This window comes from Actinosynnema sp. NPDC049800, assembly GCF_040656635.1.
Taxonomy (GTDB): Bacteria; Actinomycetota; Actinomycetes; order Mycobacteriales; family Pseudonocardiaceae; genus Actinosynnema.
This window is the reverse complement of record NZ_JBFAMT010000001.1, coordinates 466,974-492,649: the sequence shown is the minus strand read 5'-3', so window position 1 is coordinate 492,649 and position 25,676 is coordinate 466,974. Positions and strand designations below refer to the sequence as shown.

The following is a 25,676-nucleotide window of genomic DNA, read 5'->3' as shown; positions in this document are numbered from 1 at the left end:
AAAAGCGATCGGCCGCCACCGGCACGTCGCGTAGGCTGCCCTCCGGGTCGGGGGACCTTTCTAGTGGAGATTCCGTGTTCCGATCCGTGCGCGGCCTCGGTGTCGCGTTCTCCGTGCTGGTCGCGTCGACCGCCTTGCTGGACCTGGTCCTGGCCGGGTGGGTGTGGCGCGTGCACGGTGTGCTGCAGGACTACGTCGACGGCCGCATCGGCGAGGCCGAGCTGGAGCGCACGCTCGCCGTGACCGACTTGCTCGACCTGGGCGCCGCCGCCGCGTACCTCGCCGCGGGCGTGGTGTTCGTGGTGTGGACGTGGAACGTCCGCTCCAACGCGGACCTGGTCGCGCCGGACGCGCACCACCTCGCCAAGCGTTGGGCCATCTGGGGCTGGCTGCCGATCATCAACTTCTGGTTCCCGCGCCGAGTCGTCGTGGACGTCTGGCAGGTCAGCCTGCCGCGGCACGAGCTCGGCCGGGGCCGCGCCGAGGTCAACTGGTGGTGGGGCCTGTTCATCGCCTACCAGGTGTTCGACCGGATCGCGGACCGGTCGCTGGCCCGCAGCACGACCGTGGACGGGTTCGCCAACGGCGGTGCGGTGCTCGTGGTGGTGGCCGTGCTGTCGGTGGCCGCCGCGGCGCTCGCGGTGAACGTCGTGCGGCGGATCAGCGCGTGGCAGTCCGTGCCCGGCTTCGTCACACCGCCGGAGGTCGTCTCGCCGTCGTCCGCCGGGTTGACCCCGGTCGACGTGCCCGAGCCGCCCGCGCCGCCGACCGCGCCGCCCGCCGACGACCCGCGGTGGCAGCGTCCGGAGTAGACACCCGGCTCAGCCGACTCCCTTGACGGCCACGGCACTCCCGGTGGGTGCCGTGGCCGTCCTCGTGGGAATCCCGGCTTTTGGCGGAGGACATGCAGAAGTAGGTGGACGGACCGTCCTTAGGCGACGAGTTTCACCTCGACATGCTCATATGACGGCGCTCACTTCGGCGCGCGCCCATGACGTCAGGGCGACCGTGCCGCTTCACCGCGTGGTCAGTGGTCGCGGTGGACGATCGCGTGCGCGAGGTCGGTCAGTTCCGCCGCCGCGCGCGGCGTGGGCTTGATCGAGTCGAGCCGGCGCAACGCCTGGTCGAGGAGCAGCTCCGCCTGGCGCTCGCTCCAGGCGCGACCGCCGGCCGCTTCGACCAGGTGCGCCGCGCGGGCCGGGTCGGCGGCGACCAGCCGCCCGTCGCCCTCGTACATCACGGCGAGCTCCCGGCCCGCCGGCGTGCCGGAGGTCAGGGCGGCGACGACCGGCAGGGACTTCTTGCGGGCGCGCAGGTCGCCGTGCACCGGCTTGCCGGTCACGGACTCGTCGCCCCAGATCCCCAGCAGGTCGTCGACGTGCTGGAACGCCACCCCCAGGCGCAGGCCGAAGTCGCGCAGGCCCGCGACTTCGGCGGGCCCGGCCCCCGCGAACGTGGCGCCGAGGGCGCAGGCGCACGCCAGGAGGCCGCCGGTCTTGCGCTCCGCCATGGCCACGCAGTCGGCCACGCCGACGTCGTGCCGCGCCTCGAACGCGAGATCGGCTTGTTCGCCGTCGACCAGGCCGAGCACGGCGGCGTTGAGCAGGCGCACGCCCGTCAGCGCGGCCGGGTGCCCGCCCGCGACGAGCACGTCGAAGGCGAGCGCCAGCAACGCGTCACCGGCCAGGACGGCGTCCGGCACGCCGAACACGCGCCACGCCGTCGGACGGTGCCGCCGGGTCGGGTCTTCGTCGAGCACGTCGTCGTGCAGCAGCGTGAAGTTGTGCACCAGCTCCACCGCGGCGGCGGCCGGCACGGCGGTGATCGCCTCGCCCCCGACCGCCTCGGCCGCCAGCTGGGCCAGCACCGGGCGGATCGCCTTGCCGCCGTCCGTGTCGGTCGGGTCGCCGTGCTCGTCCCACCACCCCAGGTGGTAGCCGGCGACGCGGCGCGCCGCGGCGGGCAACCCGTCGACGGCGGCGCGCAGGGCCGGCTGCACCAGGTCGCGGCTCCACGCCACGACTTCGCGCACGGGTCGGGCACCGGCGATGGCTTCGGGCGGCACGACGCACCTCCTGGTCGGTCGGGTCGGCGGAGCCGCCGGGACGCGATCGCGCCCGCGGCTCAGGCCAGCTGGCGGTCGACCACGTCCGGCGAGAGGACGTGCTGCACCACCATCGCCGCCGCGCCGAGCACGCCGGCGTCGTCACCCGCCTGCGACGGCACGATGCGCAGGTTCCCGGTGGCCAGCGGCAGGGAACGCCGGTAGATCGCCTCGCGCACGCCGGCCAGCAGCATCTCGCCGGCGAGCGCGACGGTGCCGCCGACGACGATCAGCGACGGGTTGAACATGCTCACGCAGGCGGCGAGGACCTCGCCGATGTCGCGGCCCGCCTGCCGCACGGCCTGACCGGCTTCGAGGTTGCCCGCGCGGACCAGCGCGACGACGTCCGCGCTCGTGTGCGCCTCGACGCCCTTGGCGCGCAACGCCGCCGCGATGGCGGACCCGCTGGCGACCGCCTCCAGGCAGCCGGTGTTGCCGCAGCGGCACGGCACGTCGCCGGCGTGCGGCGCGAGGATGTGGCCGAGGTCGCCCGCCGAGCCCACCGCGCCGCGGTGCAGCTTGCCGTTGCTGATGAAACCGGCGCCTATCCCGGTGGCCACCTTGATCACGATGAGGTGCTCGGCCTCCGGGAAGCACTTCGTGTGCTCGCCGAGGGCCATCAGGTTCACCTCGTTGTCGACCAGGACCGGGACCCCGAGTTCCGCGCCGATGTGGCTCGGCACGTCGTAGCCGTCCCAGCCGGGCATGATCGGCGGGTTGTTCGGCCGGCCGGTGGAGTGCTCGACGGGACCGGGCAGGCCGATGCCGACCCCCGCCACGCGCGTCGACTCGAGGTCGGTCTCCTCCAGCAGCGACCGCCAGGCCGCCACGAGCCTGGGCAGGACCACTTCCGGGCCCTCGGCGATGTCCTGCTCGAACCGGTGCACCGCGAGCGGCGAAGCGGTCAGGTCCGTCACCGCGATGGTCGCGTGGGTGGCGCCCACCTCGGCGGCGAGCACGACCCGCGCGCGGGCGTTGAACACGAACCGGCCGGCCGGGCGCCCGCCGGTCGACGCCTCACTGCCACCGTCGCTGACCAGGCCCGCGTCCAGCAGCGCGTCCAACCTGGCTCGCACGGTCGACCTGGCCAGGCCGGTCACCGTGGTGAGTTCGGACCGGGTGCGGGGCACGCCGTCGCGGAGCAGGCGCAGCAGCTCTCCCGGAGACGCGGCGCCGACGGTGGAAACGTCTTCTTTCACCCTTCAATTGAAGCAGAGGTTGCAGTCATACGGCGTCAGCCGTCGAAACATGTCCTACTTTTGGTTGACATCCGCCATTACCGATCTTACGGTTCGCCACATGACTGTGACCCACCTAACTCAGCCGGCCGCCGGCGGTCGTGCCGAGCCACGGACACCGCGGGTCGCCGTGGTGGGCGCCGGGTTCATGGGCCGCGTGCACGCGGAAGCGGCCCGACGGGCGGGGGCCGCCGTGGTCGCCGCGGTGGCGAGCACTCCGGACGGCGCGGACCACGCCGCGAAGGCGGTCGGCGCCGAGCGCGGCTACCCCGAGCTGGCCTCGCTGCTCGCCGAAGCGGGCGCCGACGTGGTGCACGTGTGCACGCCCAACGCCCGGCACGCGGAGGCGGTGGAGGCGGCGCTCGCCGCGGGTGCGCACGTCATCTGCGAGAAGCCGCTGGCGGTCGGCGTCGCCCAAGCCGCCGTCCTGGCCGACGCGGCGGTGGCCGCGGGCCGGGTGGCGACGGTGCCGTTCGTGTACCGGTTCCACCCGATGGTGCGCGAGCTGCGGGCCAGGCTGGCGACCGGTCAGGCGGGCGTGGTGTCCACCGTCAGCGGCGGCTACCTGCAGGACTGGCTGTCCCGGCCGAGCGACGACGACTGGCGGGTCGACCCGGCGGTCGGCGGCCCGTCCCGGGCGTTCGCCGACATCGGCTCGCACTGGTGCGACCTGGTCGAGTTCGTCACCGGCGACCGGATCCGGCGGCTGTCCGCGCAGACGGCGACCGTCCAGGCGCGACCGCGGCCGTCCGCCACGCCGACCGAGGACGTCGCGGTCGTCCAGTTCGCCACCGAGTCCGGTGTCCTCGGCACGCTGGTGGTCTCGCAGGTCGCGGCCGGCCGGAAGAACCGGCTGCACCTGGAGGTCTCGGGCACCGAGTCCAGCTTCGCGTTCGACCAGGAGGACCCGGAGCGGCTGTGGGTCGGCAAGCGCGACGGCAACCAGGTGCTCCTGCGCGACCCGGGGACGTTGTCGCCCTCGGCGGCCCGCTACGCGCGGCTGCCCGCCGGCCACGCGCAGGGCTACCAGGACTGCTTCGACGCCTTCGTCGCCGACACCTACCGCGCCGTGCTCGGCGAGGACCGGCCGGACGGCTTGCCGACCTTCGCCGACGGCCTGCGGGCGGTCCGGATCACCGACGCGGTCCTGACATCTGCCGCGTCGTCCGGGGCTTGGACGGAGGTGGCCCGATGACCGCAGAGGGCGATGTCGTCGTCCGCCTCACGGGGATCACCAAGAGCTTCCTGGGGGTGCCCGTGCTGCGCGGCGTCGACCTGGAACTGCGCGCGGGCGAGGTGCACGCGCTCATGGGCGAGAACGGGGCCGGCAAGTCGACCCTCCTCAAGGTCCTCGCGGGCGTGCACCGGCCGGACGCGGGCCAGGTGGAGGTCAACGGCGAGCCGGTCGCGTTCGCCACTCCCCGGGACGCCCAGCGGGCGGGCATCGCGATCATCCACCAGGAGTTCAACCTCTTGGAGCACCGCACCGTCGCGGAGAACGTCTACCTCGGCCGCGAGCCCGTCCGCCGGGGTCAGGTGGACCGCCGCAAGATGGAGGCGGACACCAAGGGGCTGCTGGACTGGCTCGGCGAGGACGGGGTCGACCCGGCCGAGACCGTCAACCGGCTGTCGGTCGCGCAGAAGCAGGTCGTCGAGATCGTGAAGGCGCTGTCCACCGACGCCAGGGTGCTGGCGATGGACGAGCCGACCGCCGCGTTGGCCGACCACGAGGTGGAGCTGCTGTACGGCCTGGTCGACCGGTTGCGCACCAGGGGCATCGCGATCCTCTACGTCTCGCACCGCATGCGCGAGGTGTTCGACCTGAGCAAGCGGATCACCGTGCTCAAGGACGGCGCGTTCGTCACCTCCGCCCTCACCGCCGAGCTGACCTCCGACCAGCTCGTGCGCCACATGGTCGGGCGGTCCCTCGACGCGCTCTACCCCGACCGCGCGACCCCGGACGACCTCGGCGACGTGCGGCTGGCGCTGCGCGGCGCGGGCAACGACCGGGTCCGCGGCGTGACGTTCGAGCTGCGGGCGGGCGAGATCGTGGGCATCGCCGGGCTCCAGGGCTCCGGGCGGTCCGCGATCGCGCGGGCGATCTGGGGCGTCGAGCCGTTCACCACCGGCACGCTCGAGGTCGACGGCGTCGTGCGGCGGATCACCGACCCGCGTGCCGCCGTGCGGCTGGGCATCGGCTACGTCACCGAGGACCGCAAGGGGGAGGGGCTGGCGCTGCGCCAGTCCATCCGGGACAACGCGCTGCTCGTCCGCCGGGCGGCGCTGGCGGGCGGCGCGGGGCGGCGCAAGTCCGACCTCGCCGAGCTGCTGAAGTCGGTCGCGGTCGTGGGACGGGGCGAGCACCAGGAGGTGCGCTACCTGTCCGGCGGCAACCAGCAGAAGGTCGTGCTGGCCAAGTGGCTCGCGGTCGGACCGCGCGTGCTCGTCGTGGACGAGCCCACGCGCGGCGTCGACGTCGGCGCGAAGCAGGCGGTGCACCGGCTGCTGCGCGACCTCGCCCGCAGCGGGGTCGCGATCCTGATGATCTCCTCCGAACTGCCCGAGCTGATCGGCATGAGCGATCGGGTGCTGGTCGTCCACGAGGGCGCGATCGCGGGCGAGCTGCCCGCGGGCGCCGGTGAGGAAGCCGTCATGGGCCTCGCCACGGGGCACGGTATGGGAGAAGTGGCGTGAGCGTCGTGCAGGAGAAGGTCAAGCTCGCGGGCGCCGCCCGCCGTGGCGGGGTCCGGCGGTTCGGCTTCACGCCGACCGTCACCGTCTACCTGGCCCTGGTCGTGCTGCTCGTGGTCGGCAGCATCCTCGTCGGCCTGAACGGCGGCGTGCTGCTCGACCAGGGCGGCATCCTCAACATCCTGACCCGCAGCACCGTGCTGGGGCTGGTCGCGGTCGGTCAGACCATCGTGATCATCACCGGTTCGCTCGACCTGTCCGTGGCCTACCTGGTCGGGCTGTGCTCGCTCGTGGCGGCGGAGACGATGGCGGGCAGCGACGGGATGATGGTGCCCGGCGTGCTGCTGGCGCTCGGCGTCGCCGCGGTCGTCGGCCTGGTCAACGGCCTGGTCGTCACGGTCCTCAAGGTCAACGCGTTCATCGCGACCCTCGGCGTGGCGCTCATCCTGCGCGGCTACCTGGAGGAGAACTACACCGGGCCGGCGGGCAGCGTGCCGCGCGCGTTCCAGCACCTCGGGTTCGACCGCATCGGCCCGGTCCCGGTCGGCGTGCTGCTCATGCTGCTCGTCGCCGCGGCGGCGTGGTGGTACCTCAAGCGCACCCGCGCCGGCTACCACACCTACGCGGTCGGCGGCGACGTGGACGTCGCCCGGCTGTCCGGTGTGCGCACCGGCCGCACGATCGTCATCGCCCACGTGCTGTGCGCGGTCGCGGCCGGTCTCGCCGGGGTGTTCCTGGCCAGCCGGCTCGGGTCCGGCGCGCCGTACGTCGGCACGGACGCCGGGTACGACCTGGAGTCCATCGCGGCCGTCGTGCTCGGCGGCGCGGCCCTCGCGGGCGGTCGCGGCGGCGTCGTCGGCACGATCGGCGGCGTCCTCATCCTGGCCACCCTCGACACCGTCTTCGACGACCTCGCGGTCGACCCGTTCTTCAAGGACGTGGTGCGCGGCATCGTCCTCATCGTCGCGGTGGCGCTCTACGCGCGCCGCAAGCTCTCCAGGAGGTCCGCGTGAGCGCGCCGACCACGTGGCGTCCCCGGCTGGCGGACGGCACCGCGCCCGTGCTGGTGGTGCTCGCCGTGCTGCTGGTGGCGCTGGCCTTCACCGGCCCCGCCTACGCGGAACCGGCCGGGTACCTGGCGCTGCTCAAGCGCGCCGCGCCGCTGGTGCTCCTGGCCATCGGCCAGTACTTCGTCATCGTCTCCGGCGGGTTCGACCTGTCGGTGGGCTCGCTGGTCACCGCCGAGGTGGTGATCGCGGCCCGGCTGATCGACGGCCAGGAGTCGGCGACCGGCTGGGTGATCGTGCTGCTGCTCGGCTTCGGCCTGCTGGTCGGCCTGGTCAACGGGCTGGTCACGACCAAGCTGCTGGTGCCGTCGTTCATCGTGACCCTGGGCATGCTGCTCATCCTCGACGGCGCGGTGTTCCTGTGGACCGGGGGCGCACCCCGCGGCGCGCTGTCACCGTCGTTCCGCGTGTTCGGCCGCGGTGGCGTCGACCTGCCGGTGCTCGGCCACCTGCCGTGGTCGGTGGTGATCCTGCTGGCCGTCCTGGTCGCCGCCGTGCTGTTCATGCGCAGCGGCACCGGCCGCACGCTGGTCGCGGTGGGGGACAACGAGAACGCGGTGCGGCTGGCCGGCGGTCGGGTCGATCACCTGAAGGTGCTGGCGTTCGGGCTGTCCGGTCTGCTCGCGGCGCTGGCCGCGATCCTGCTCGGCGGGTTCGCGGGCGTGTCGGCGCAGGTCGGCGAGGGGCTGGAGTTCCGCGCCATCACCGCCGTCGTGCTCGGCGGCGTCCTGCTCGGCGGCGGGCGGGGTTCCGTCGTCGCCGCGGCCGCCGGCGCGCTCACCCTCGAAGCCCTCTTCTCGCTGCTCAACCTGCTCGGCGTCTCCGGCGCGCTGGAGTCCGCCGTGCAGGGCGTGATCATCATCGCCGCCGTCGCCTACGCCGCCCTCGGCCTCACCCCGCGGCTCCGGTTCCGCCACCGCGCGGGCACGCCCGAGCCCGCCCGCCGCTAGTCACCGCCGCACAAGGAGATCCGATGAACAGGAAGTGGTCCGTCGTGGCCGTCGCGGGCCTGCTGGCCATGGCCGGCTGCAGCAGCGACCTGCCCGTCGACACCGGGACGTCCGGCACGACGGGTGCGACGAAGGACGCCGGCGCGAAGTCGGAGTTCTTCGACCAGGCGCGGTACGAGAGCCAGCTCAAGTTCCGGTCGACCACCCCCGAAGGGCCGGCCGAGAAGCCCTGGGAGCAGATGATCTCGCCCGCGATGGTCGACACGGCGAAGCTCGCCAAGCCGGGTGGCGACTACCACCTGTGCTTCTCCAACGCCTCGGTCGACAACCCGTGGCGGCAGGTCGGGTTCAAGACCATGAAGGAGGAGGTGAAGCTGCACCCGGAGATCACCAAGTTCACCGTGCTCGACGCGGAGGCCAAGGACGACAAGCAGATCAGCGACATCCAGTCGTTCGCCTCGCAGGGGTGCAGCGCGCTCATCGTGTCGCCGAACACGACCGCCACGTTGACGCCGGCCATCGAGGCGGCGTGCAAGACGAACGTCCCGGTGATCGTGTTCGACCGCGGCGTCAACACCGCCTGCCCGGTGACGTTCATCCACCCGATCGGCGGGTTCGCGTTCGGGGCGGACGGCGCGGAGTTCCTGAAGGAGAAGGTGAAGGCGGGCGGCAAGGTGCTGGCCCTGCGCATCCTGCCCGGCGTCGACGTGCTGGAGCAGCGGTGGGCCGCGGCGAACGAGATCTTCTCCGGCAGCGACCTGAAGATCGTCGGCGTCGAGTTCACCGACGGTGACGCGGCCAAGACCAAGACCATCGTCAACGACTACATCCAGCGCGAGGGCCAGATCGACGGCGTGTGGATGGACGCGGGCGCCACCGCCGTGGCCGCGGTCGAGGCGTTCCAGGACGCGGGCGTGCAGATCCCGGCGTTCGTCGGCGAGGACCAGCAGGACTTCCTGCGGATGTGGGCCGACGAGAAGATGACCGCCGTCGCGCCGACCTACCCGACCTACCAGTGGCGCACCCCGGTCATCGCCGCGCTGAAGATCCTCAACGGTCAGCAGGTGCCCAAGGAGTGGGTGCTGCCGCAGCCGAAGGTCACCCAGGACACGCTCCAGAGCTTCCTCAAGCAGGACATGCCGCCGCTGCACTACGCGATGTGCGGGTGCGAGTCGATGCCCGGCTACCCCGCGCCCTGGAAGTGACCACCCGACCCGGCCCGGACGGAGGAGCAGTGCACGCGATCGGTGTGAGCACGTGGGTCTGGACGTCGCCGCTGCGCGACGCGGCACTCGCCGAGCTGGCCGCGCGGGTGGCCGGCTGGGGGTTCGACGTGCTCGAACTGCCGGTGGAGGAGCTCGGCGACTGGGACCCGGCGCGCGCCGCGCGGGTGCTGGCCGACCACGGCCTCGCCGCGACCGTGTGCCTGGTGATGCCGCCGGGCCGGGAACTGGTGGCGGCCGAGCCCGCCACCGTCACGGCCACCCAGGACTACCTGCGGCGGGTCGTGGACGTCGCGGCGCAGGTCGGCTCGCCCGTCATCGCGGGCCCGGCCTACGCGTCGGTCGGCCGCACGTGGCGGATGTCGGCGGGGGAGCGGCGCGACCGGATCGCCGAGCTGCGCGACAACCTCGCGCCGGTGGTGGAGCACGCCCGGTCGGCGGGCGTGCGGGTCGCCGTCGAACCGCTCAACCGCTACGAGACCAGCCTGCTCAACACGATCGGGCAGACCTTGGAAGCGCTGGACGGGCTGCCGGTCGACGGGTGCGGCGTGGCGGTCGACGTCTACCACCAGAACATCGAGGAGAAGCACGTCGGCGCCGCGATCCGGTCGGCCGCCGGTCGGATCGCGCACGTCCAGGTGTGCGGGAACGACCGCGGCACGCCGGGCGAGGACCACCTCGACTGGCCCGACGTCGTCGCCGCGCTCGCCGAGGCCGGCTACTCCGGGCCGCTGTGCATCGAGTCGTTCACCGGCGAGAACGCGAGCATCGCGACCGCCGCGTCCATCTGGCGCCCGCTCGCCGCGAGCCAGGACGCGCTCGCCATTGACGGGCTGGCGTTCCTCAGGGAGGTGATCGGCACCAGCTGACCGGCGTCACCACCACTCACCGGCGCCGGCACGCCGGGCGGAACAGAAAGCGTGTGGAGGATCGTGAGAACCCCTGTGTCCCGCTTGCGCACCGTCTTCGCTCTCCTGCTGACCTTCCTCGTCGTGGCCGGTTTGCTGCCGGCGACCGCCGCGGCGCACCCCGGCCACGACGCGCCGGCCGAGTTCCGAGCCCTGCTGTTCACCAAGACCGCCGCGGGCGCCTACCGCCACGACTCGATCCCGGCCGGTGTGGCGATGGTCGAGAAGCTCGCCGCGGACCACCACTTCGAGGTGGTGCACAGCGAGGACGCCACCCAGTTCACCGACGCGAACCTGGCCGGCTTCGACGTCGTCATCATGCTCCAGAACGGCGGCATGGTCTGGGACACCGACGCCCAGCGCGCGGCCGTGAGGACGTTCGTCAACAACGGCGGCGGCATCGTCGCCATCCACAACGCGACGGACATGAACATCGAGTCGTCGTTCCCGTGGTGGGACGACTTCGTCAACGGCGGCGCGCACATGACCGCGCACTCCGCCAACGGCCTCACCGCCACCTCCTACCAGGTCGACGAGGTGCACGAGTCGACCAGGCACCTGCCGGACCGCTGGCAGAAGGCCGAGGAGTGGTACAACTTCAAGCCCAGCATGCGCGGCAAGGTGCACCCGCTGGTCGAGGTGGACGAGAAGACCTACGACCCGGGCTCCGAGGCCATGGGCCACGACCACCCGATCAGCTGGTGCCGTGACGCCGAGGGCGGCCGGGTCTGGGCGACCGGCATGGGCCACAACGCCGCCGACTACACCGAGCCGACCTTCGTCGCGCACGTGCTCGGCGGCATCCGCACCGCCGCCGGCGTCGTGCCCGCGGACTGCGGCGCCACGGTGGACGCCAACTTCGAGAAGGTGACGCTGGACGACGCCACCCACGCGCCGACCACGCTGGACATCGCGCCGGACGGCCGCGTGTTCTACACCGAGCTGCTCGGCCAGATCCGCGTGCACGACCCCGCCTCCGACGCCACCTCCACGGCGTTGACGCTGCCGGTCTACAGCGGCGGCGAGGACGGCCTGGTGTCGTTGGCCCTGGCGCCGGACTTCGCCACCAGCAACCACCTGTACGTGTACTACTCGCCGGCGGGCACGGCCGAGGTCAACCGGGTCTCGCGGTTCACCGCCGAGCGCAACGTGATCCGGCCGGACAGCGAGAAGGTCCTGCTGGAGATCCCGGCGTCGCGCCGCGAGGAGCCCGGCCACACCGGCGGGTACCTGGAGTTCGGGCCGAACGGGAACCTGTACATCGGCGTCGGCGACGACATCAACCCCTTCCAGTCCAGCGGGTACGCCCCGGTGGACGAGCGGCCCGGCCGCGACCTGTTCGACGCGCAGAAGACCTCGGCGAACACGAACGACCTGCGCGGCAAGATCCTGCGCGTGCACCCGGAGCCGGACGGCACCTACACCGTCCCGCCGGGCAACATGTTCGCGCCGGGCACGGCCAAGACGCGGCCCGAGATCTACGCCATGGGCTTCCGCAACCCGTTCCGCTTCAACGTCGCCTCCGACGGCACGGTGTTCATGGCCGACTACGGCCCGGACGCGGGCGGGGACAACCCGTCGCGCGGCCCCGGCGGGCTGGTCGAGTGGAACGTCATCAAGGAACCCGGCAACTACGGCTGGCCGTACTGCGTCGGCGACAACACCCCGTTCAACGACTTCGACTTCGCCACCAACACGTCCAAGGCGAAGTTCGACTGCGCCAACCCGGTGAACGACTCGCCGAACAACACCGGCCTGACCGCGCTGCCCGCGGCCAAGGCCGCCGACGTCTGGTACGGCAACGGCGCCGAGGGCGACGAGTTCCCCGAGATGGGCACCGGCGGCGAGGCCCCGATGGCCGGGCCGCGCTACGAGTTCGACCCCAACCTGGCCTCGGACGTCAAGTTCCCCGAGTACTACGACGGCAAGCCGTTCTTCTACGACTGGGCGCGCAACAAGTTCTGGACGTTCTCCCAGGACGACCAGGGCGGCCTACTCAAGATCAACGAGTGGTTCAAGAGCGCCGCGCCGTTGGCGCCTATGGACATGAAGTTCGGTCCGGACGGCGCGATGTACGTCGTGGAGTGGGGCGGTGGCTACGGCCGCGACAACCCGGACTCCGGCGTCTACCGGATCGACTACACGCAGGGCAACCGGCGGCCGACCGCGAAGGCGACGGCGACGCCGTCCTCGGGCCGAGCCCCGCTGCCCGTGAAGTTCTCCGCCACGCAGTCCTCCGACCCCGAGGGCGCCGCGCTGACCTACGCGTGGACCTTCGGCGACGGCGGCACGTCCACCGAGGCCGAGCCCACCCACACCTACACCGCCGACGGCGTCTACAACGCGCAGCTCACCGTGACCGACCCGTCGGGCAAGAGCGGCGTGACCAACGTCCAGGTGACGGTCGGCAACACCGCACCGTCGGTGACCATGACGTCCCCGGTCGACGGCGGGTTCTTCGACTTCGGCGACAAGGTCGCGTTCGACCTCGACATCACCGACCCGGAGGACGGCCAACCGGACTGCGCCAAGGCGGTCCTCCAGCCCGCCCTCGGCCACGAGGCGCACGCGCACCCGATCGACCAGATCAACGCGTGCGAGGGCGAGTTCACCACGCTGGTGGACGACGGCCACGCCGACGCGGACATCTTCTACTCCGTGGACGCGTCCTACACCGACCGCGGCGCGGGCGCGCTGCCGCCGCTGGTCGGCCGCGACCTCGCGGTGATCCAGCCCAAGCACAAGCAGGCCGAGTTCCACCAGGAGTCCTCGGGCGTCCTGGTCTCCGCCGACCCGGCCGCCGAGTCGGGCAAGCGGGTCGGGGACCTCGGTGACGGCGACTGGATCGCGTTCGACCCGGTGAACCTGCACCGCATCGACCGCGTCACCGCACGCGTGGCGTCCGCGAGCGCCGGCGGGTCGATCGAACTGCGCCGGGGTTCGCCCACCGGCGACCTCCTCGCCACCATCGCGGTGCCCGAGACGGGCGGCACCGGCCGGTACGCGACCGCACCCGACGTGGCGGTCACCGACCCGGGCGGCACGATGAAGCTGGTCGCGGTGTTCCGCGGCCCGGCCAACCAGTTCACGCTCGACTCGTTCACGTTCATCGGCAAGGGCGTGTCGGTCAACGCCGCGCCGCACGTGGTCGTCACGGCGGACCCGGCGACCGGCGCCGCGCCGTTCACCACCGAGCTCACCGCGACGGCGACCGACGCGGAGAACGACGCGCCGTTCACCTACGCGTGGGACCTCGGCGACGGCACGTCGGCGTCGGGCGCCGTGGTGCGGCACACCTACGCCGACGACGGCACGTACCACGCGTCCGTGACGGTCACCGACGCGGCCGGGCGGACCAAGAAGGTGTCCACGCCGGTGGTGGTGCGCGACCCGCCGATGCCGCCCATCACCTGCGCCACGCCGGACCCGGCCGTCGCGCCGAGCGACGAGTTCGACGGCGACCGGCTCGACGGGTGCCGCTGGAACGCCGTCGTGCGACCGGACCTGGAGTCCATGCGGATGGGTGACGGTGTGCTGAGCATCGACACGCTGCCCGGCGACATCAACGGCGGCAACAACGACGACCCGCGCAACTTCGTCCTCCAGAACGCGCCCACGGGCGACTGGACGGTGGAGACGAGGTTGGCCGCGCCCGTGGTCGAGCAGTGGCAGCTCGCCGGCTTCATGGTGTACGCCAACGACGACGACTACGTGAAGTTCGACGTCGTCGCGCGCAACGCGCCGGGCCAGGCCGTGACGCTGGGCGCGGAGCTCGTCTCCGAGAACAACGGCTCGTTCGGCGACGGCGGCAACCGCGGCCTCGCCATCGGCACGCCGGAGAGCGGGTGGTGGCACCTGCGGCTGAAGAAGGTGGGCAACACCTACAGCGGCGAGATCAGCGACGGCGGCACCACCTGGACGTCCATGGGCGCCCCGGTGACCAACGACGTGCCGAACGCGAAGTTCGGCCTGATGGCGATCGGCCCGTCGCAGACCATGGGCCCGGTGACGGTCGACTTCGACTGGTTCCGGGTGTCCGGTGTGGACACCACCGCGCCGGAGGTCACGGCGACCGTCGACCCGGCCGCGCCGAACGGCGGGGACGGCTGGTGGACCAGCGCGCCGACCGTGGCGGTCACCGCGGTGGACGCCGGTTCCGGCGTGGCCGGCGTCGAGTACCGGATCGACGGCGGCGACTGGAAGCCCTACACCGCGCCGTTCCCGGTGACCGGTGACGGCGCCCACGCGGTGCAGTACCGGGCGACCGACGTGCGGGGCAACCGGTCCGAACCCGGTTCGGTGGCGGTCAAGGTCGACGCGAGCGCGCCGACCGTGAAGCTCACCGGGCTGCACGACGGCGTGAGCTACGGCCACGCCGAGGACAAGGTGGTCACCTGGCAGGGCGAGGACGCCACGTCCGGGGTCGGCACGGTCACCGCCACGCTCGACGGCCGCCCGGTGACGTCCGGCACGACCGTCTCCATGCACGCGCTCGCGCTCGGCGCGCACACCTTGGCGCTGACCGCGACCGACAAGGCGGGCAACGAGCGGGACGTGGTGGTGACGTTCACCGTCACGACCTCGTTGCCCGACCTGCAGGCCATGGTCGACCGGTTCGCGGCGGAGCGGCGCATCACGTCGTCCGTCGCGCGCGGGCTGGACCGCGACCTGGACGAGGCGCGGCGGCTGCTGTTCGACGGCAAGCCCGCCAAGGCGATCGAGAAGCTGGAGGGCTTCCGCGACGCGGTGTCCCGCAAGGTGACCGATCGCGCCGTGCGCGACCTGCTCGTCGCCGACGCCGACGTGGTGATCGCGGCGCTGCGGGGGCAGGCGGGCGGTAGCTGATGGGCAATGGCCGGAGCCACCGTGCTCCGGCCACCAGCGCGTGGGGCGGTTGCCGGACCGCACCCACCCGACCGGTGCCGGGACGTCCGCGTCCCGGCACCGTTCGGTGACCGGATGTTGAGTGAGCGGGCGAAGGAGGGTGGCCAATGACGGACGAACCCACCGGGCTGTGGCTGATCGGGGCACGCGGATCGGTCGCGACGACGGCGATGAGCGGGCTGCTGGCGCTGCGCGCCGGCCTGGCGCCGCCGACCGGCTGCGTGACCGGACGACCAGAGCTGGCCGGTGTCCCCATGCCGGGCTGGCACGACCTGGTCGTCGGCGGGCACGACGTCGTCGACACACCCCTGGTCAAGCGCGCCGAGCAGCTGGTGGACAGCGGCGTGCTGCCGCACCGCCTGCTCGGCGCGATCGCGGACGGCCTGCACGCGGCCGACGCCGAGGTCCGGCCCGGCTACCACCCGGTGACGCACCGGGGCAGCCAGGCGGAGGCGGCCCGCCGGCTGGCCGCCGACATCACCGACTTCCGCGAGCGGCGCGGTCTCGCGCGGGTCGTGGTGGTGAACGTGTCCTCGACCGAACCGCCCGTGCCCGCCGCGCCCGAGCACGGCGACCTGGCGTTGTTGGAGGAAGCGCTGGCCGACCCGGCGCGCGCGGTGCTGCCGCCCAGTTCGGTGGCGGCGTACGCGGCGTTGCGCGCGGGTTGCCCGTTCGTGGACTTCACCCCGTCCACCGGGATCGCGCTGCCCGCGCTGGACGAGCTGGCCCACCGCGAACGGCTGCCGTACGCGGGGCGCGACGGCAAGACGGGGGAGACGTTGCTGCGCACGGTGCTCGCGCCGATGTTCACCGCGCGGGCGTTGCGGGTGCGGTCGTGGGCGGGCACGAACCTGCTCGGCGGCGGCGACGGCGCGACGCTGGAGGACCCGGCGCACGCCGACAGCAAGCTGGAGTCGAAGGGACGCGGGCTGGCGGCGTTGCTGGGTGAGGACGTCACCGCGCCGCTGCACATCGACAACGTGCCCGACCTGGGCGAGCAGAAGACGGCGTGGGACCACGTGTCGTTCGAGGGGTTCCTCGGCGTGCGGATGTCGCTGCAGCTGACCTGGACGGGGCTCGACTCCTCGCTGGCCGCGCCGCTCGTGCTGGACCTGACCCGGCTGGTGGCGGCGGCGCACGCGGCCGGCGAGGTGGGTGCGCTGGGCGCGCTCGGGTTCTTCTTCAAGGACCCGCTGGGCAGCGACGAGCACCGGTTCGCCGAGCAGACCCGTGAGCTGTACCGGTGGGCGGGTGAGCTGGCGTGAGGGCGTACGCGGAGCTGGTCCGCGCGCCGGCCGCGCTGACCGTGCTCGGTGACACCCTGGCGGGCGCGGCGGCGGCCGGTGTGCCGTTGCGGGGCAGGCGCTTGCTGCTGCCGCTGTCGTCGGTGGCGCTGTACTGGTCCGGGATGGCGCTCAACGACTGGGCCGACCGCGAGCTCGACGCCGTGGAACGCCCGGAGCGGCCCATCCCGTCCGGCCGCGTCAGCCCTCGTGCCGCATTGACCTTCGCGGTGGCCCTCAGCGCGACCGGGCTCGGCCTCGCCGCGCTGGCCGGTGGGCGTGACTCGGTGGCGGTCGCGGTGCCGTTGGCGGTGGCGGTGTGGTCCTACGACACGGTGCTGAAGGACACCGCGGCGGGACCGCTGGCGATGGCCGCGTGCCGAGGTCTGGACGTGGCGCTCGGCGCGGGCCGGGAACGGGCGGCGAGCGCCCTGCCGGCGGCCGCCGTCCTGGCCGGGCACACGCTCGGCGTGACGGCGCTGTCGCGCGGCGAGGTGCGGGGCGCGTCCGCCGGTGCGGCGAAGGCGGTGCTCGGCGGCACGGTGGCGACGGCGGTCGCGGCGATCGCCCGGCCGGGGCGGACGTGGCGGCACCGGCTCGGCGCCCTCGCCGGCGCGGCCACGTACGCGGTCACGGTGGGCCGTGCGCAGTTGGCGGCGGTGCGCGACCCCGGTGCGAGCACCGTCCGGTCGGCCACGAAGAACGGCATCCACGGCATGGTGCCGCTGCAGTGCGCCCTCGTGGCGCGCAGCGGGTCGCCGGCCGTCGCCGCCGGTCTCGCCCTGGTGCTGCCGCTGGCCCGCAAGCTGGGTCGGAAGGTGGGGCCGACATGACCTACCACCTGGGCTACGGCACCAACGGGTTCGCCAACCACCGGCTGGACGACGCGCTCGCGGTGATCGCCGACCTCGGCTACACCGGGGTGGCGCTCACGCTCGACCACCACCACCTCGACCCGTTCGCACCCGACCTCGCGCAGCAGGTCAAGAAGGTGGCCGCGCGGCTGGACCGGCTCGGTCTCGGTGTCGTGGTGGAGACCGGCGCGCGGTTCCTGCTCGATCGGCGGCGCAAGCACCACCCGACGCTGGTGAGCGACGAGCAGGAGGTCCGGGTGGACTTCCTGCTGCGCGCGGTGGAGATCGCGGCCGACCTCGGGGCCGACTGCGTGTCGTTCTGGTCCGGCATCGTGCCACCGGACGTGGACGACGAGGAGGCGTGGCGGCGGATGAGGTCGGGCGTCTCGGCGGTGCTCGACGGCGCGGCCCGGCACGGCGTGCCGCTCGCGCTGGAACCCGAACCCGGGATGCTGGTCGAACGGCTCGACCAGGCGCTGCGGCTGCGCGCCGACCTCGGTTCGCCCGCCCTGCTCGGGATCACCCTCGACGTGGGGCACTGCGTCGCGGTCGAACCCGAGGACGCCGCCGCGTGCGTCCGGCGCGCGGGCGACCTGCTGCTCAACGTGCAGCTGGACGACATGCTGCCGGGCGTGCACGAGCACCTGGAGTTCGGGGAGGGCGACCTGGACCTGGCCGCCACCCTCGCCGCGCTGGACGAGATCGGTTACACCGGGCTGGCCGGTGTCGAGCTGCCCCGCCACAGCCACGCCGCGCCGGACGTGGCGCGCCGCGCGATGAGCGCGCTGCGCGAGGCGTCGTCCGGGCTGGGGGCGGTGGCTGGGAGTGCGCTGCGCGAGGCGTCGGCCGGGAGGTCGATGGCCGGGAGCGGGCTACACGAGGCGTCGCCTGGACCTGGGGCGGCGGCCGGGAGTGCGCTGCGCGAGGCGTCGGCCGGTCCGGAGCACCCGTGGCTGGCCGAGGCCGAGCGCGCGGTGCGGGCCGATCCCACGGCGATCCGGTCGATCTTCCCCGCGGTCGGCCGGGCCGTCGGCAGGCAGGCGTTGCGCGGCGAGGCCGACCCGCTCGGCGTCGTGCACGGGACCGTCGACGACGCGGCCCGCACCCGACTGCTGACCGCGCTCGCGTCGGCGACCGGCCCGCAGGAGCTGGCGGCCGAGCTGCTCTCGCTCTACCGCTTCGGTGACGACGCGGAGCGCCGTGGCGTGCTGCGCGGGCTCGCCGCCGTCGGGGACGAGGCGCCCGCGGCCGGTGTCGAGCTCGTCAAGGACGCGTTGCGCACCAACGACACCAGGCTCGTCGCCGCGGCGCTCGGTCCGTTCGCCGCCGATCACCTCGACGCGCACTCGTGGCGGCACGGCGTGCTCAAGTGCCTGTTCCTGGACATACCCCTCGCCGCCGTGGCCGGGTTGGACCGGCGCGCGGACGCCGAGCTGCGGCGGATGGTCGCCGCGTTCGCCGACGAACGCCGGGCCGCGGGCCGCACCGTGCCCGGCGACGCGCTCGAACTGCTGAGGAGCCAGACCTGATGCGCATCTTCGACCCGCACATCCACATGACCTCACGGACGACGGACGACTACGAGGCGATGCACGCCGCCGGCGTGCGGGCGGTGGTCGAGCCCGCGTTCTGGCTGGGTCAGCCGCGCACGAACGTCGGCTCGTTCACCGACTACTTCGACGCCCTGATCGGCTGGGAGAGGTTCCGGGCGGCGCAGTTCGGCATCCGGCACCACTGCGCCATCGCGCTGAACCCCAAGGAAGCCAACGATCCCCGCTGCACCCCCGTGCTCGACGTGCTGCCGCGCTACCTCGCCAAGGACGGCGTGGTCGCGGTCGGCGAGATCGGCTACGACTCGATGACCCCGGAGGAGGACGAGGCGTTCGCCCGGCAGCTGGAACTGGCCCGGCAGCACGACCTGCCCGCGCTGGTGCACACACCCCACCGGGACAAGGCCGCCGGCACGGCGCGCACCCTCGACCTCGTCCGGGAATCGGGCCTGCCCCCGGAACGGGTGCTCGTGGACCACCTGAACGAGATGACCGTGCGCGCGGTGGCCGACTCCGGGTGCTGGATGGGCTTCTCGATCTACCCGGACACGAAGATGGACGAGACCAGGATGGTGGCGCTGCTGGTCGAGCACGGCACGGACCGGGTGCTGGTGAACTCCGCCGCCGACTGGGGCCGGTCCGACCCGCTCAAGACGCACAAGACCGGGTTGGCGATGCTGGCGGCCGGGTTCGACGAGTCCGACGTGGACAAGGTGCTGTGGCGCAACCCGGTCGAGTTCTACGGCCAGAGCGGGCGGCTGGCGCTCGACGAGCCGGACGAGCCGGCCGCGTCGCCGACGTTCGCGGGCAACTCGATCCTGCGGGGTGGCTCGTGATCCCGGCGTACTGCACCAACGTCCACCCGGCCGAGGACCTGGCCGGCGTCGTCGCCCAGCTGGACCGCTACGCCGTCCCGGTGCGCGAAGCGCTCGGCGCCGACGCCCTCGCGCTGGGGCTGTGGCTGGCCGAACCGGTCGCGCGCGGCCTCGCGGAGGACGGCGCGGCCCGCCGGCGCCTGGCGGCGGACCTGCGGGCCAGGGGACTGGAGGTGAGCACCCTCAACGCGTTCCCGTACGGCGGGTTCCACCACGAGGTCGTCAAGCACTCCGTCTACCACCCGACGTGGACCGACCCGCGACGCGCCTCGTACACCCTCGCGTGCGCGACCGTGCTCGCGGACCTGCTGCCCGATTCCGCCTCCTACGGCAGCATCTCCACGTTGCCGCTGGCCTGGCGCGAGCCGTGGACCGGCGACGACGACGTGCGCGCCCAGGCCGCGCTCGACACCGTCGCGCGTGGCCTGCGCGCCGAGGCGGCCCGGCACGGCAGGCCGATCAGGCTGGCCGTCGAACCGGAGCCGGGCTGCGTGCTCGACACCGTCGCCGACGCCGTCGCGTGGCTGGCCGACCGCGTCGACCACGACCACGTCGGGATCTGCCTGGACACCTGCCACCTGGCCGTGTCCTTCGCCGACCCGGCCGAAGCGGTCAAGGCCATCCGCGGGACGGGCCTGTCGGTGGTCAAGGTGCAGGCGTCGGCGGCGCTGGAGGTCGCCGAGCCCGGCACGGAGGAGGGCAGGCGGGCCATCGCGGCGTTCGTCGAGCCGCGCTACCTGCACCAGGTCCGGGAGAACGCGCCCACCGGCGTGCTCGCGGCCGACGACCTGCCCGAGGCGCTGACCGACCTGCCCGCCGCGCACCCGTGGCGGGTGCACTTCCACGTGCCCCTGCACGACCAACCGACCGCACCGCTCACCTCCACCACGGACGTGCTGCTGACGGCGGTGGAGGCGGTCCGGTCGACCGCGGACACCATGCCGCACGTCGAGGTCGAGACCTACACGTGGACCGTCCTGCCCGGCGCGGGCGACGACCTGGCCGCCGGTATCGCCGCCGAACTGCGCTGGGCGGCGGACCACCTCGGAGACGGAGGCGCCCCATGAAACCGCTGGTGGTCATCGACGTCGTCGGCCTGACGCCGGCGTTGCTGCCGCACATGCCCAACCTCGCCCGGCTCGGCCGGCGTGGCTGGCAGGCCGAGCTGGGCACCGTGCTGCCCGCTGTGACGTGCAGCGCCCAGTCGACGCTGCTGACCGGGCTCACCCCGGCCCAGCACGGCATCGTCGGCAACGGCTGGTACTTCCGCGACCTCGGCGAGGTCCACCTGTGGCGCCAGCACAACCGGCTCGTCCAGGGCGAGAAGCTCTGGGAGACCGCCCGCCGCGCCCATCCCGGCTACACCGCCGCGAACGTCTGCTGGTGGTACGCCATGGGCGCGTCGACCGACGTCACCATCACCCCGCGGCCGATCTACCACGCCGACGGCCGCAAGTCGCCCGACGCCTACGTCCGCCCGCCGGCGCTGCACGACGAGCTGGTCGGCGAGCTGGGCGAGTTCCCGCTGTTCCAGTACTGGGGACCGACCGCGACCTTGAAGTCCAGCGAGTGGATCGTCGGCGCGGCCCGCCGCGTGCTGGCGTCGCGGCGCCCGGACCTGCTGCTCGTCTACGTGCCCCACCTGGACTACGACCTCCAGCGGTTCGGACCCGAGGGCCCCGAGGCCGCGCGTGCGGCGGCCGAGGTGGACGCCGCGCTCGCACCGCTGCTCGCCGACGCCGAGGCAGCCGGCGCGACCGTCGTGGCGCTGTCGGAGTACGGCCTCACGGCCGCGCGCCGGCCCGTCGACGTCAACCGGGCGTTGCGCCGGGCCGGGCTGCTGGAGGTCTACACCCAGGCCGGCATGGAGCTGCTGGACCCGTGGGCGTCACGGGCGTTCGCGGTGGCCGACCACCAGATCGCCCACGTCTACGTCGCCGACCCGGCCGACGTGCCCCGCGCCCGAGCCGTGCTGGCGGAGCTGCCCGGCGTGGACACCGTGCTCGACCGCGCGGCGCAGGCCGGCGTCCACCTCGACCACGAGCGGTCGGGCGAGCTGGTCGCGGTGGCCGAGCCGGACGCCTGGTTCACCTACTACTACTGGACCGACGACGACCGCGCGCCGGACTTCGCGCGTGGCGTGGAGATCCACCGCAAACCGGGCTACGACCCGGCCGAGCTGTTCTTCGACCCGCACGACCCGCTCGTCAAGGCCAAGGCCGGGCTCAACCTCGCGCGCAAGAAGCTCGGCCTGCGCTACGCGATGAACGTGGTGCCGCTCGACCCGTCGTGCGTGCGGGGCACGCACGGCAGGCTCCCCGACCGCGCCGAGGACGGCCCGGTGCTGCTGTGCTCCGACCCCGCCGCGCCGGACTCGGTCGAGCGGAACGGCCGGATCGCCGCCACCGACGTCCGGGACCTCCTGCTCGACCTGCAAGGCCTGTCCGCACCCGTGAGGGGAACCGACCGCTGAACCGACCGGCGGGCTCGCCCGCGCGGCGAGCCCGCCGGCGTCCACTCGCGGGGCAGCTCCGTCCGGAGCCGACCCGCGACGGGGGATCACTTGCCGCGCGGGTAGGTCTTCTGCACCTCGCCCTTCAGGTTCGCCTGGAGGAACGCGCCGCCGTACTCGTCGATCAGGTACACCTTGATCGACGGCGTCTCGTCGATGATGTCGCTGTCGACGATCAGGTACCGCAGGGTCGGCTGCGGGACGCCGAGCTCCTTGTTCGCCTGCTCGAACAGCGCGGGCACGGCGTCCCAGTTCACCTGGTTCAGGTCGATCACCGGCCGGTCGGCGTCCACCCCGTCCGCGCCCTTCCTGGTCGCCTTGCCGCCCCGGTACTCGAAGTCGTCGAAGCCGTTCGCGACCGCCGCGGTCGGTGCGACGGCCGTGGCGTGGTCCGGCCACAGCGTCAGCTCGGACACCATCGTGCCGCCCATCACCCCGCCGAGGGCGGCGACCGCTTCCCGCGCGCCGGCCGGCGTGAGCAGGTCGACCTTCGCCGCGGTGCCCGCGGTGGTCGGCTGGTCGCCGGGCAGGCCGACATCCCGCTGTGTGGCCGCGGTCGTCGTCGTGCCCGTGGGGGATTTCGCCGAGTTGTCCGCGTCCCGGAGGTGGTTCACCAGCACCACGGTCGCGACGACCAGCGCCACCCCGACCAGGGAGAGCACCACGGCGCCCGTCCGCTTGCGGGCCTTGGGCAGCGGGGTGGGGTAGGACTGCGGGTAGCCGTGGGGCTGGGGCCCGCTGACGGGCATCGGCGTCGGCGTCGGCGTCGGCCAGTGGGGGTACTGGGCCTGGGGACCGCTCGGCGGCCCCGGGACGGCGAACCCCACCGGCGTCGGGGGGCCCAGCGGCGGAGGCGAGTCGCGCTCGGCCGCGGCGAACATCTGGTCCAGCACCTCGCCGGTCGGCCGTTCGGCCGGGTCGTTGCGCAGGGCCGCGTTGAGCGCGGGTGCGAGGGCGCCCGCCCGGCGCGGCGGCGGCACCGGCTCGGTCATCACGGCGGCGAGGGTCGCCATCGTGGACGCGCGGCGCATCGGGTGGTAGCCCTCGACGGCCACGTACAGCAGCATCGCGAGCGACCAGAAGTCCGACGCGGTGTGCGTCTCGTCGCCGCGCAGCCGCTCCGGCGCGATGTACTCCGGCGACCCGATCACGTCGCCGGTCGCGGTGAGCTGGGTCGAGCCCTGGAGGGCGGCGATGCCGAAGTCGGTGAGCACGGCGCTGCCGTCCGTCCGCAGCAGCACGTTGCCCGGCTTGACGTCGCGGTGCATCACGCCCGCGGAGTGGGCCGAGCGCAGCGCCGCGAGCACGTCCCGCCCGATCCTCGCCGCGTCGCTCGGGCTGAGCACGCCGTCGCTCAGGCGCGCGTCGAGCGACGTGCCGCGGACCAGCTCCATGACGATCCACGGGTACGGCGAGTCGGCCGACTCGATGATCTGGTAGATCGACACGACGTTCGGGTGCTGCAAACGGGCGAGCGCGCGGGACTCGCGCAGCACGCGCTCCCGCAGCTGGGCGGCCGTCGCGGGATCGCTGTCGACCTGGTCGGCGTCGGCCGGGCGGACCTCCTTGATGGCCACCTCGCGGTGCAGCCCCAGGTCGAGGGCGCGCCAGACCGTGCCCATCCCACCGCTGCCCAGCCTCTCCAGCAGCTCGAACCGGCCGTCGAGGATCCGCCCGGTGTGCTCTCGCTCAGACACCGCGTCACGCTAGCAACCGGCGACCGGAGGACGGAGAACCGGCACTCCCGAGTTCAGAGGTCGGACAGGTCGAGGACGAACCGGTAGCGGACGTCGTTGCGGCCCAGGCGGTCGAGGGCCTCCGCGACGCGGGCCGACGGGAGCGGTTCGACGTCGGCGGCGATGTCGTTGGCGGCGCAGAAGTCGAGCATGGCCGCGGTCGCCGGACGGCCCCCGCTGCCGGCGGAGCCGAGCTTCTTGCGGCCGATGAGCAGGTCGAGCGCCTGGACGGTGACGGGCCCGAGGTGGCCGACCTGGCTGAGCGTGCCGTCCAGGGCGAGAAGTCCCAGGTACGGGCCGAGGTCGTGGGGCACGGGAATGGTGTCGATCAAGACGTCGAACCGGTCGCGGGCCGCGGCCATCCGGTCGGGGTCGGTGGAGACGACGAGGTCGTGCGCGCCGAGCCGGGCCGCCTCGGCCGCGCGGTCCGCCGACCGGCTGACGACCGCGACCTCGGCGCCGAGCGCCACCGCGAACTTGACCGCGAGGTGGCCCAGCCCGCCCAATCCGCTCACCGCGACGCGGGCGCCCGGTCCGACACCGAGGGCCCGCAGCGGTTCCCACACGGTGATCCCGGCGCACATCAGTGGCGCCGCCGCGGCCGGGTCCAGTCCGGCGGGCAGCGGGTAGGCGAACCGGTCGCGCAGGACGTACTCGCGGGAGAAGCCGCCCAGCGTGGTGGACCCGTCGTGGCGGTCGACGCCGCCGTAGGTCAGGGTCGGGAACTCGCGGCAGAAGTTCTCCTGGCCCGCCGCGCACATGGCGCACGCTCCGCAGGAGTCGACGATGTTGCCCACGGCGACGGGGTCGCCGACGCGGAAGCGGGTCACGTCCGGACCGGTCTCGGTCACCACGCCGGTGAACTCGTGGCCCGGCACGAGCGCCGGCACGTCCCCGTCGCGGTGCGCGCGGACGGCGTGCAGGTCGGTGTGGCAGACGCCGCAGTAGTCCACGCGCACCGCCACGTCGTCGCGGCGGAGGTCCCGCCGGGGGATCGTGACCCGGCGCAACGTGCCCGTCGAGCCGTGCGCCTGCCAGCCGGTGGTGCTCCTCATGACGCTCCTTTAAACAGACTGTTCGGTCTGTTTCACGGTAGGCAGGCATCGGGCGAAAAGCAAACCAACTGGTCTGTCTGTAGAGTTCGGCCATGTCCGACCAGCAGCTGACCGCCCGCGGCGCGGCCACGCGGCAGCGCATCCTCGACGTCGCCACCCGCGAGTTCGCCGAACACGGCATCGCCGGCGCCCGCATCGAGCGGATCATCGCCGCGGCACGCACCAACAAGGCCCAGCTCTACGCCTACTTCGGCAGCAAGGAAGGGCTGTTCGACGCGATCTTCTCCGGTTCGCTGGAGCGGATCGTCAACGTCGTGCCCATCGACGCCGCCGACCTGGCGGACTGGGCCGTGCGGCTCTACGACGAGTACCTGCGGCGGCCCGACCTCATCCGGCTCGCCACGTGGGCCCGCCTGGAACGCCGGCCCACCGGCCACCTCGTCGACGACGCCGACCGCCTCGACGACGGCAAGCTCCGGGCCATCGCCGAGGCGCAGGAGGCGGGGCTGGTCCGGGCCGGCGACCCGTTCGACCTGATGGCCCTGGTCATCGCCCTGTCGATGGCCTGGTCGCCGGTCAGCAACGTCTACGCGGCCACCGCCGACGAACCGGCCGCCACCCACGACCGCCGCCGGGCCCTGCTGCGCGACAGCGTCCGCCGCGCGGTCTCGCCCGGCTGACCGGTCACGTGACCGCTCGTCAGGCCCGGCGAGGCGCGCGTTCGAACTCGGTCCCTTCCAGGGCGA

Annotated in this window: 19 protein-coding genes; 15 read left to right on the top strand and 4 right to left on the bottom strand. The window is 73.3% G+C overall.

Translation table 11 applies throughout. The features are described from left to right. Nucleotides 1-74: 74 nt before the first annotated feature. On the top strand, nt 75-812 hold the full coding sequence (locus tag AB0I91_RS02310) for a DUF4328 domain-containing protein (protein WP_498782843.1): 738 nt from the start codon (nt 75-77) through the stop codon (nt 810-812). A 215-nt stretch (nt 813-1,027) separates the two neighbouring features. Here the strand turns inward: AB0I91_RS02310 and AB0I91_RS02305 are convergent, their stop codons facing one another. Next, nucleotides 1,028-2,065, bottom strand: a complete 1,038-nt coding sequence (locus AB0I91_RS02305; protein WP_499634820.1) for a family 2 encapsulin nanocompartment cargo protein polyprenyl transferase — start codon at nt 2,063-2,065, stop codon at nt 1,028-1,030. 59 nt (nt 2,066-2,124) lie between these two features. Further along, nucleotides 2,125-3,303, bottom strand: coding sequence for an ROK family transcriptional regulator (locus AB0I91_RS02300; RefSeq protein WP_498782847.1), 1,179 nt, complete (start codon nt 3,301-3,303; stop codon nt 2,125-2,127). A 100-nt stretch (nt 3,304-3,403) separates the two neighbouring features. On the opposite strand from AB0I91_RS02300, the gene AB0I91_RS02295 reads away from it, so the two are divergent. From AB0I91_RS02295 to AB0I91_RS02235, 13 genes are all read left to right on the top strand, one after another. Further along, nucleotides 3,404-4,537, top strand: coding sequence for a Gfo/Idh/MocA family protein (locus AB0I91_RS02295; RefSeq protein WP_498782849.1), 1,134 nt, complete (start codon nt 3,404-3,406; stop codon nt 4,535-4,537). Then, entirely contained in the window at nt 4,534-6,036 is a 1,503-nt protein-coding gene (locus tag AB0I91_RS02290) for a sugar ABC transporter ATP-binding protein (RefSeq protein WP_499634817.1), read from the top strand. The genes AB0I91_RS02295 and AB0I91_RS02290 overlap by 4 nt, the downstream gene beginning before the upstream one ends. 122 nt (nt 6,037-6,158) lie before the next feature. Next, entirely contained in the window at nt 6,159-7,046 is an 888-nt protein-coding gene (locus AB0I91_RS02285) for an ABC transporter permease (RefSeq protein WP_498782930.1), read from the top strand. After that, entirely contained in the window at nt 7,043-8,050 is a 1,008-nt protein-coding gene (locus tag AB0I91_RS02280) for an ABC transporter permease (protein WP_498782853.1), read from the top strand. The genes AB0I91_RS02285 and AB0I91_RS02280 overlap by 4 nt, the downstream gene beginning before the upstream one ends. Before the next feature lie 23 nt (nt 8,051-8,073). Next, nucleotides 8,074-9,255, top strand: coding sequence for a substrate-binding domain-containing protein (locus tag AB0I91_RS02275; protein WP_499612267.1), 1,182 nt, complete (start codon nt 8,074-8,076; stop codon nt 9,253-9,255). A 29-nt stretch (nt 9,256-9,284) separates the two neighbouring features. Further along, a complete protein-coding gene (locus AB0I91_RS02270) occupies nt 9,285-10,142 on the top strand; it encodes a sugar phosphate isomerase/epimerase family protein (RefSeq protein WP_499612269.1) in 858 nt (285 codons plus the stop codon). Between the two features lie 63 nt (nt 10,143-10,205). Continuing rightward, the gene (locus AB0I91_RS02265) at nt 10,206-15,026 is read left to right on the top strand and encodes a ThuA domain-containing protein (protein WP_499634814.1); all 4,821 of its coding nucleotides are present in this window, start codon (nt 10,206-10,208) and stop codon (nt 15,024-15,026) included. A gap of 146 nt (nt 15,027-15,172) precedes the next feature. Continuing rightward, a complete protein-coding gene (locus AB0I91_RS02260; RefSeq protein ID WP_498782861.1) occupies nt 15,173-16,330 on the top strand; it encodes an inositol-3-phosphate synthase in 1,158 nt (385 codons plus the stop codon). Beyond that, complete coding sequence (locus AB0I91_RS02255; RefSeq protein ID WP_498782863.1) at nt 16,327-17,181, top strand: SCO3242 family prenyltransferase; 855 nt, start codon at nt 16,327-16,329, stop codon at nt 17,179-17,181. The genes AB0I91_RS02260 and AB0I91_RS02255 overlap by 4 nt, the downstream gene beginning before the upstream one ends. Next, on the top strand, nt 17,178-18,731 hold the full coding sequence (locus AB0I91_RS02250) for an EboA domain-containing protein (RefSeq protein ID WP_499634811.1): 1,554 nt from the start codon (nt 17,178-17,180) through the stop codon (nt 18,729-18,731). The genes AB0I91_RS02255 and AB0I91_RS02250 overlap by 4 nt, the downstream gene beginning before the upstream one ends. Then, nucleotides 18,731-19,588, top strand: a complete 858-nt coding sequence (locus AB0I91_RS02245) for a TatD family hydrolase (RefSeq protein WP_498782867.1) — start codon at nt 18,731-18,733, stop codon at nt 19,586-19,588. The genes AB0I91_RS02250 and AB0I91_RS02245 overlap by 1 nt, the downstream gene beginning before the upstream one ends. Continuing rightward, entirely contained in the window at nt 19,588-20,694 is a 1,107-nt protein-coding gene (gene eboE / locus AB0I91_RS02240; protein WP_498782932.1) for a metabolite traffic protein EboE, read from the top strand. Before AB0I91_RS02245 ends, eboE begins: the two co-directional genes overlap by 1 nt. Beyond that, a complete protein-coding gene (locus AB0I91_RS02235) occupies nt 20,691-22,100 on the top strand; it encodes an alkaline phosphatase family protein (protein ID WP_498782869.1) in 1,410 nt (469 codons plus the stop codon). Before eboE ends, AB0I91_RS02235 begins: the two co-directional genes overlap by 4 nt. Nucleotides 22,101-22,186: 86 nt before the next feature. Here AB0I91_RS02235 and AB0I91_RS02230 read toward each other — a convergent pair whose 3' ends face one another. Both AB0I91_RS02230 and AB0I91_RS02225 read right to left on the bottom strand, forming a co-directional pair. Next, the gene (locus AB0I91_RS02230; protein ID WP_499612277.1) at nt 22,187-23,836 is read right to left on the bottom strand and encodes a serine/threonine-protein kinase; all 1,650 of its coding nucleotides are present in this window, start codon (nt 23,834-23,836) and stop codon (nt 22,187-22,189) included. 53 nt (nt 23,837-23,889) lie between these two features. Next, complete coding sequence (locus tag AB0I91_RS02225; RefSeq protein WP_498782872.1) at nt 23,890-24,930, bottom strand: NAD(P)-dependent alcohol dehydrogenase; 1,041 nt, start codon at nt 24,928-24,930, stop codon at nt 23,890-23,892. A 92-nt stretch (nt 24,931-25,022) separates the two neighbouring features. On the opposite strand from AB0I91_RS02225, the gene AB0I91_RS02220 reads away from it, so the two are divergent. Then, entirely contained in the window at nt 25,023-25,610 is a 588-nt protein-coding gene (locus AB0I91_RS02220) for a TetR/AcrR family transcriptional regulator (protein ID WP_499634808.1), read from the top strand. The last annotated feature ends 66 nt before the right edge of the window (nt 25,611-25,676 follow it).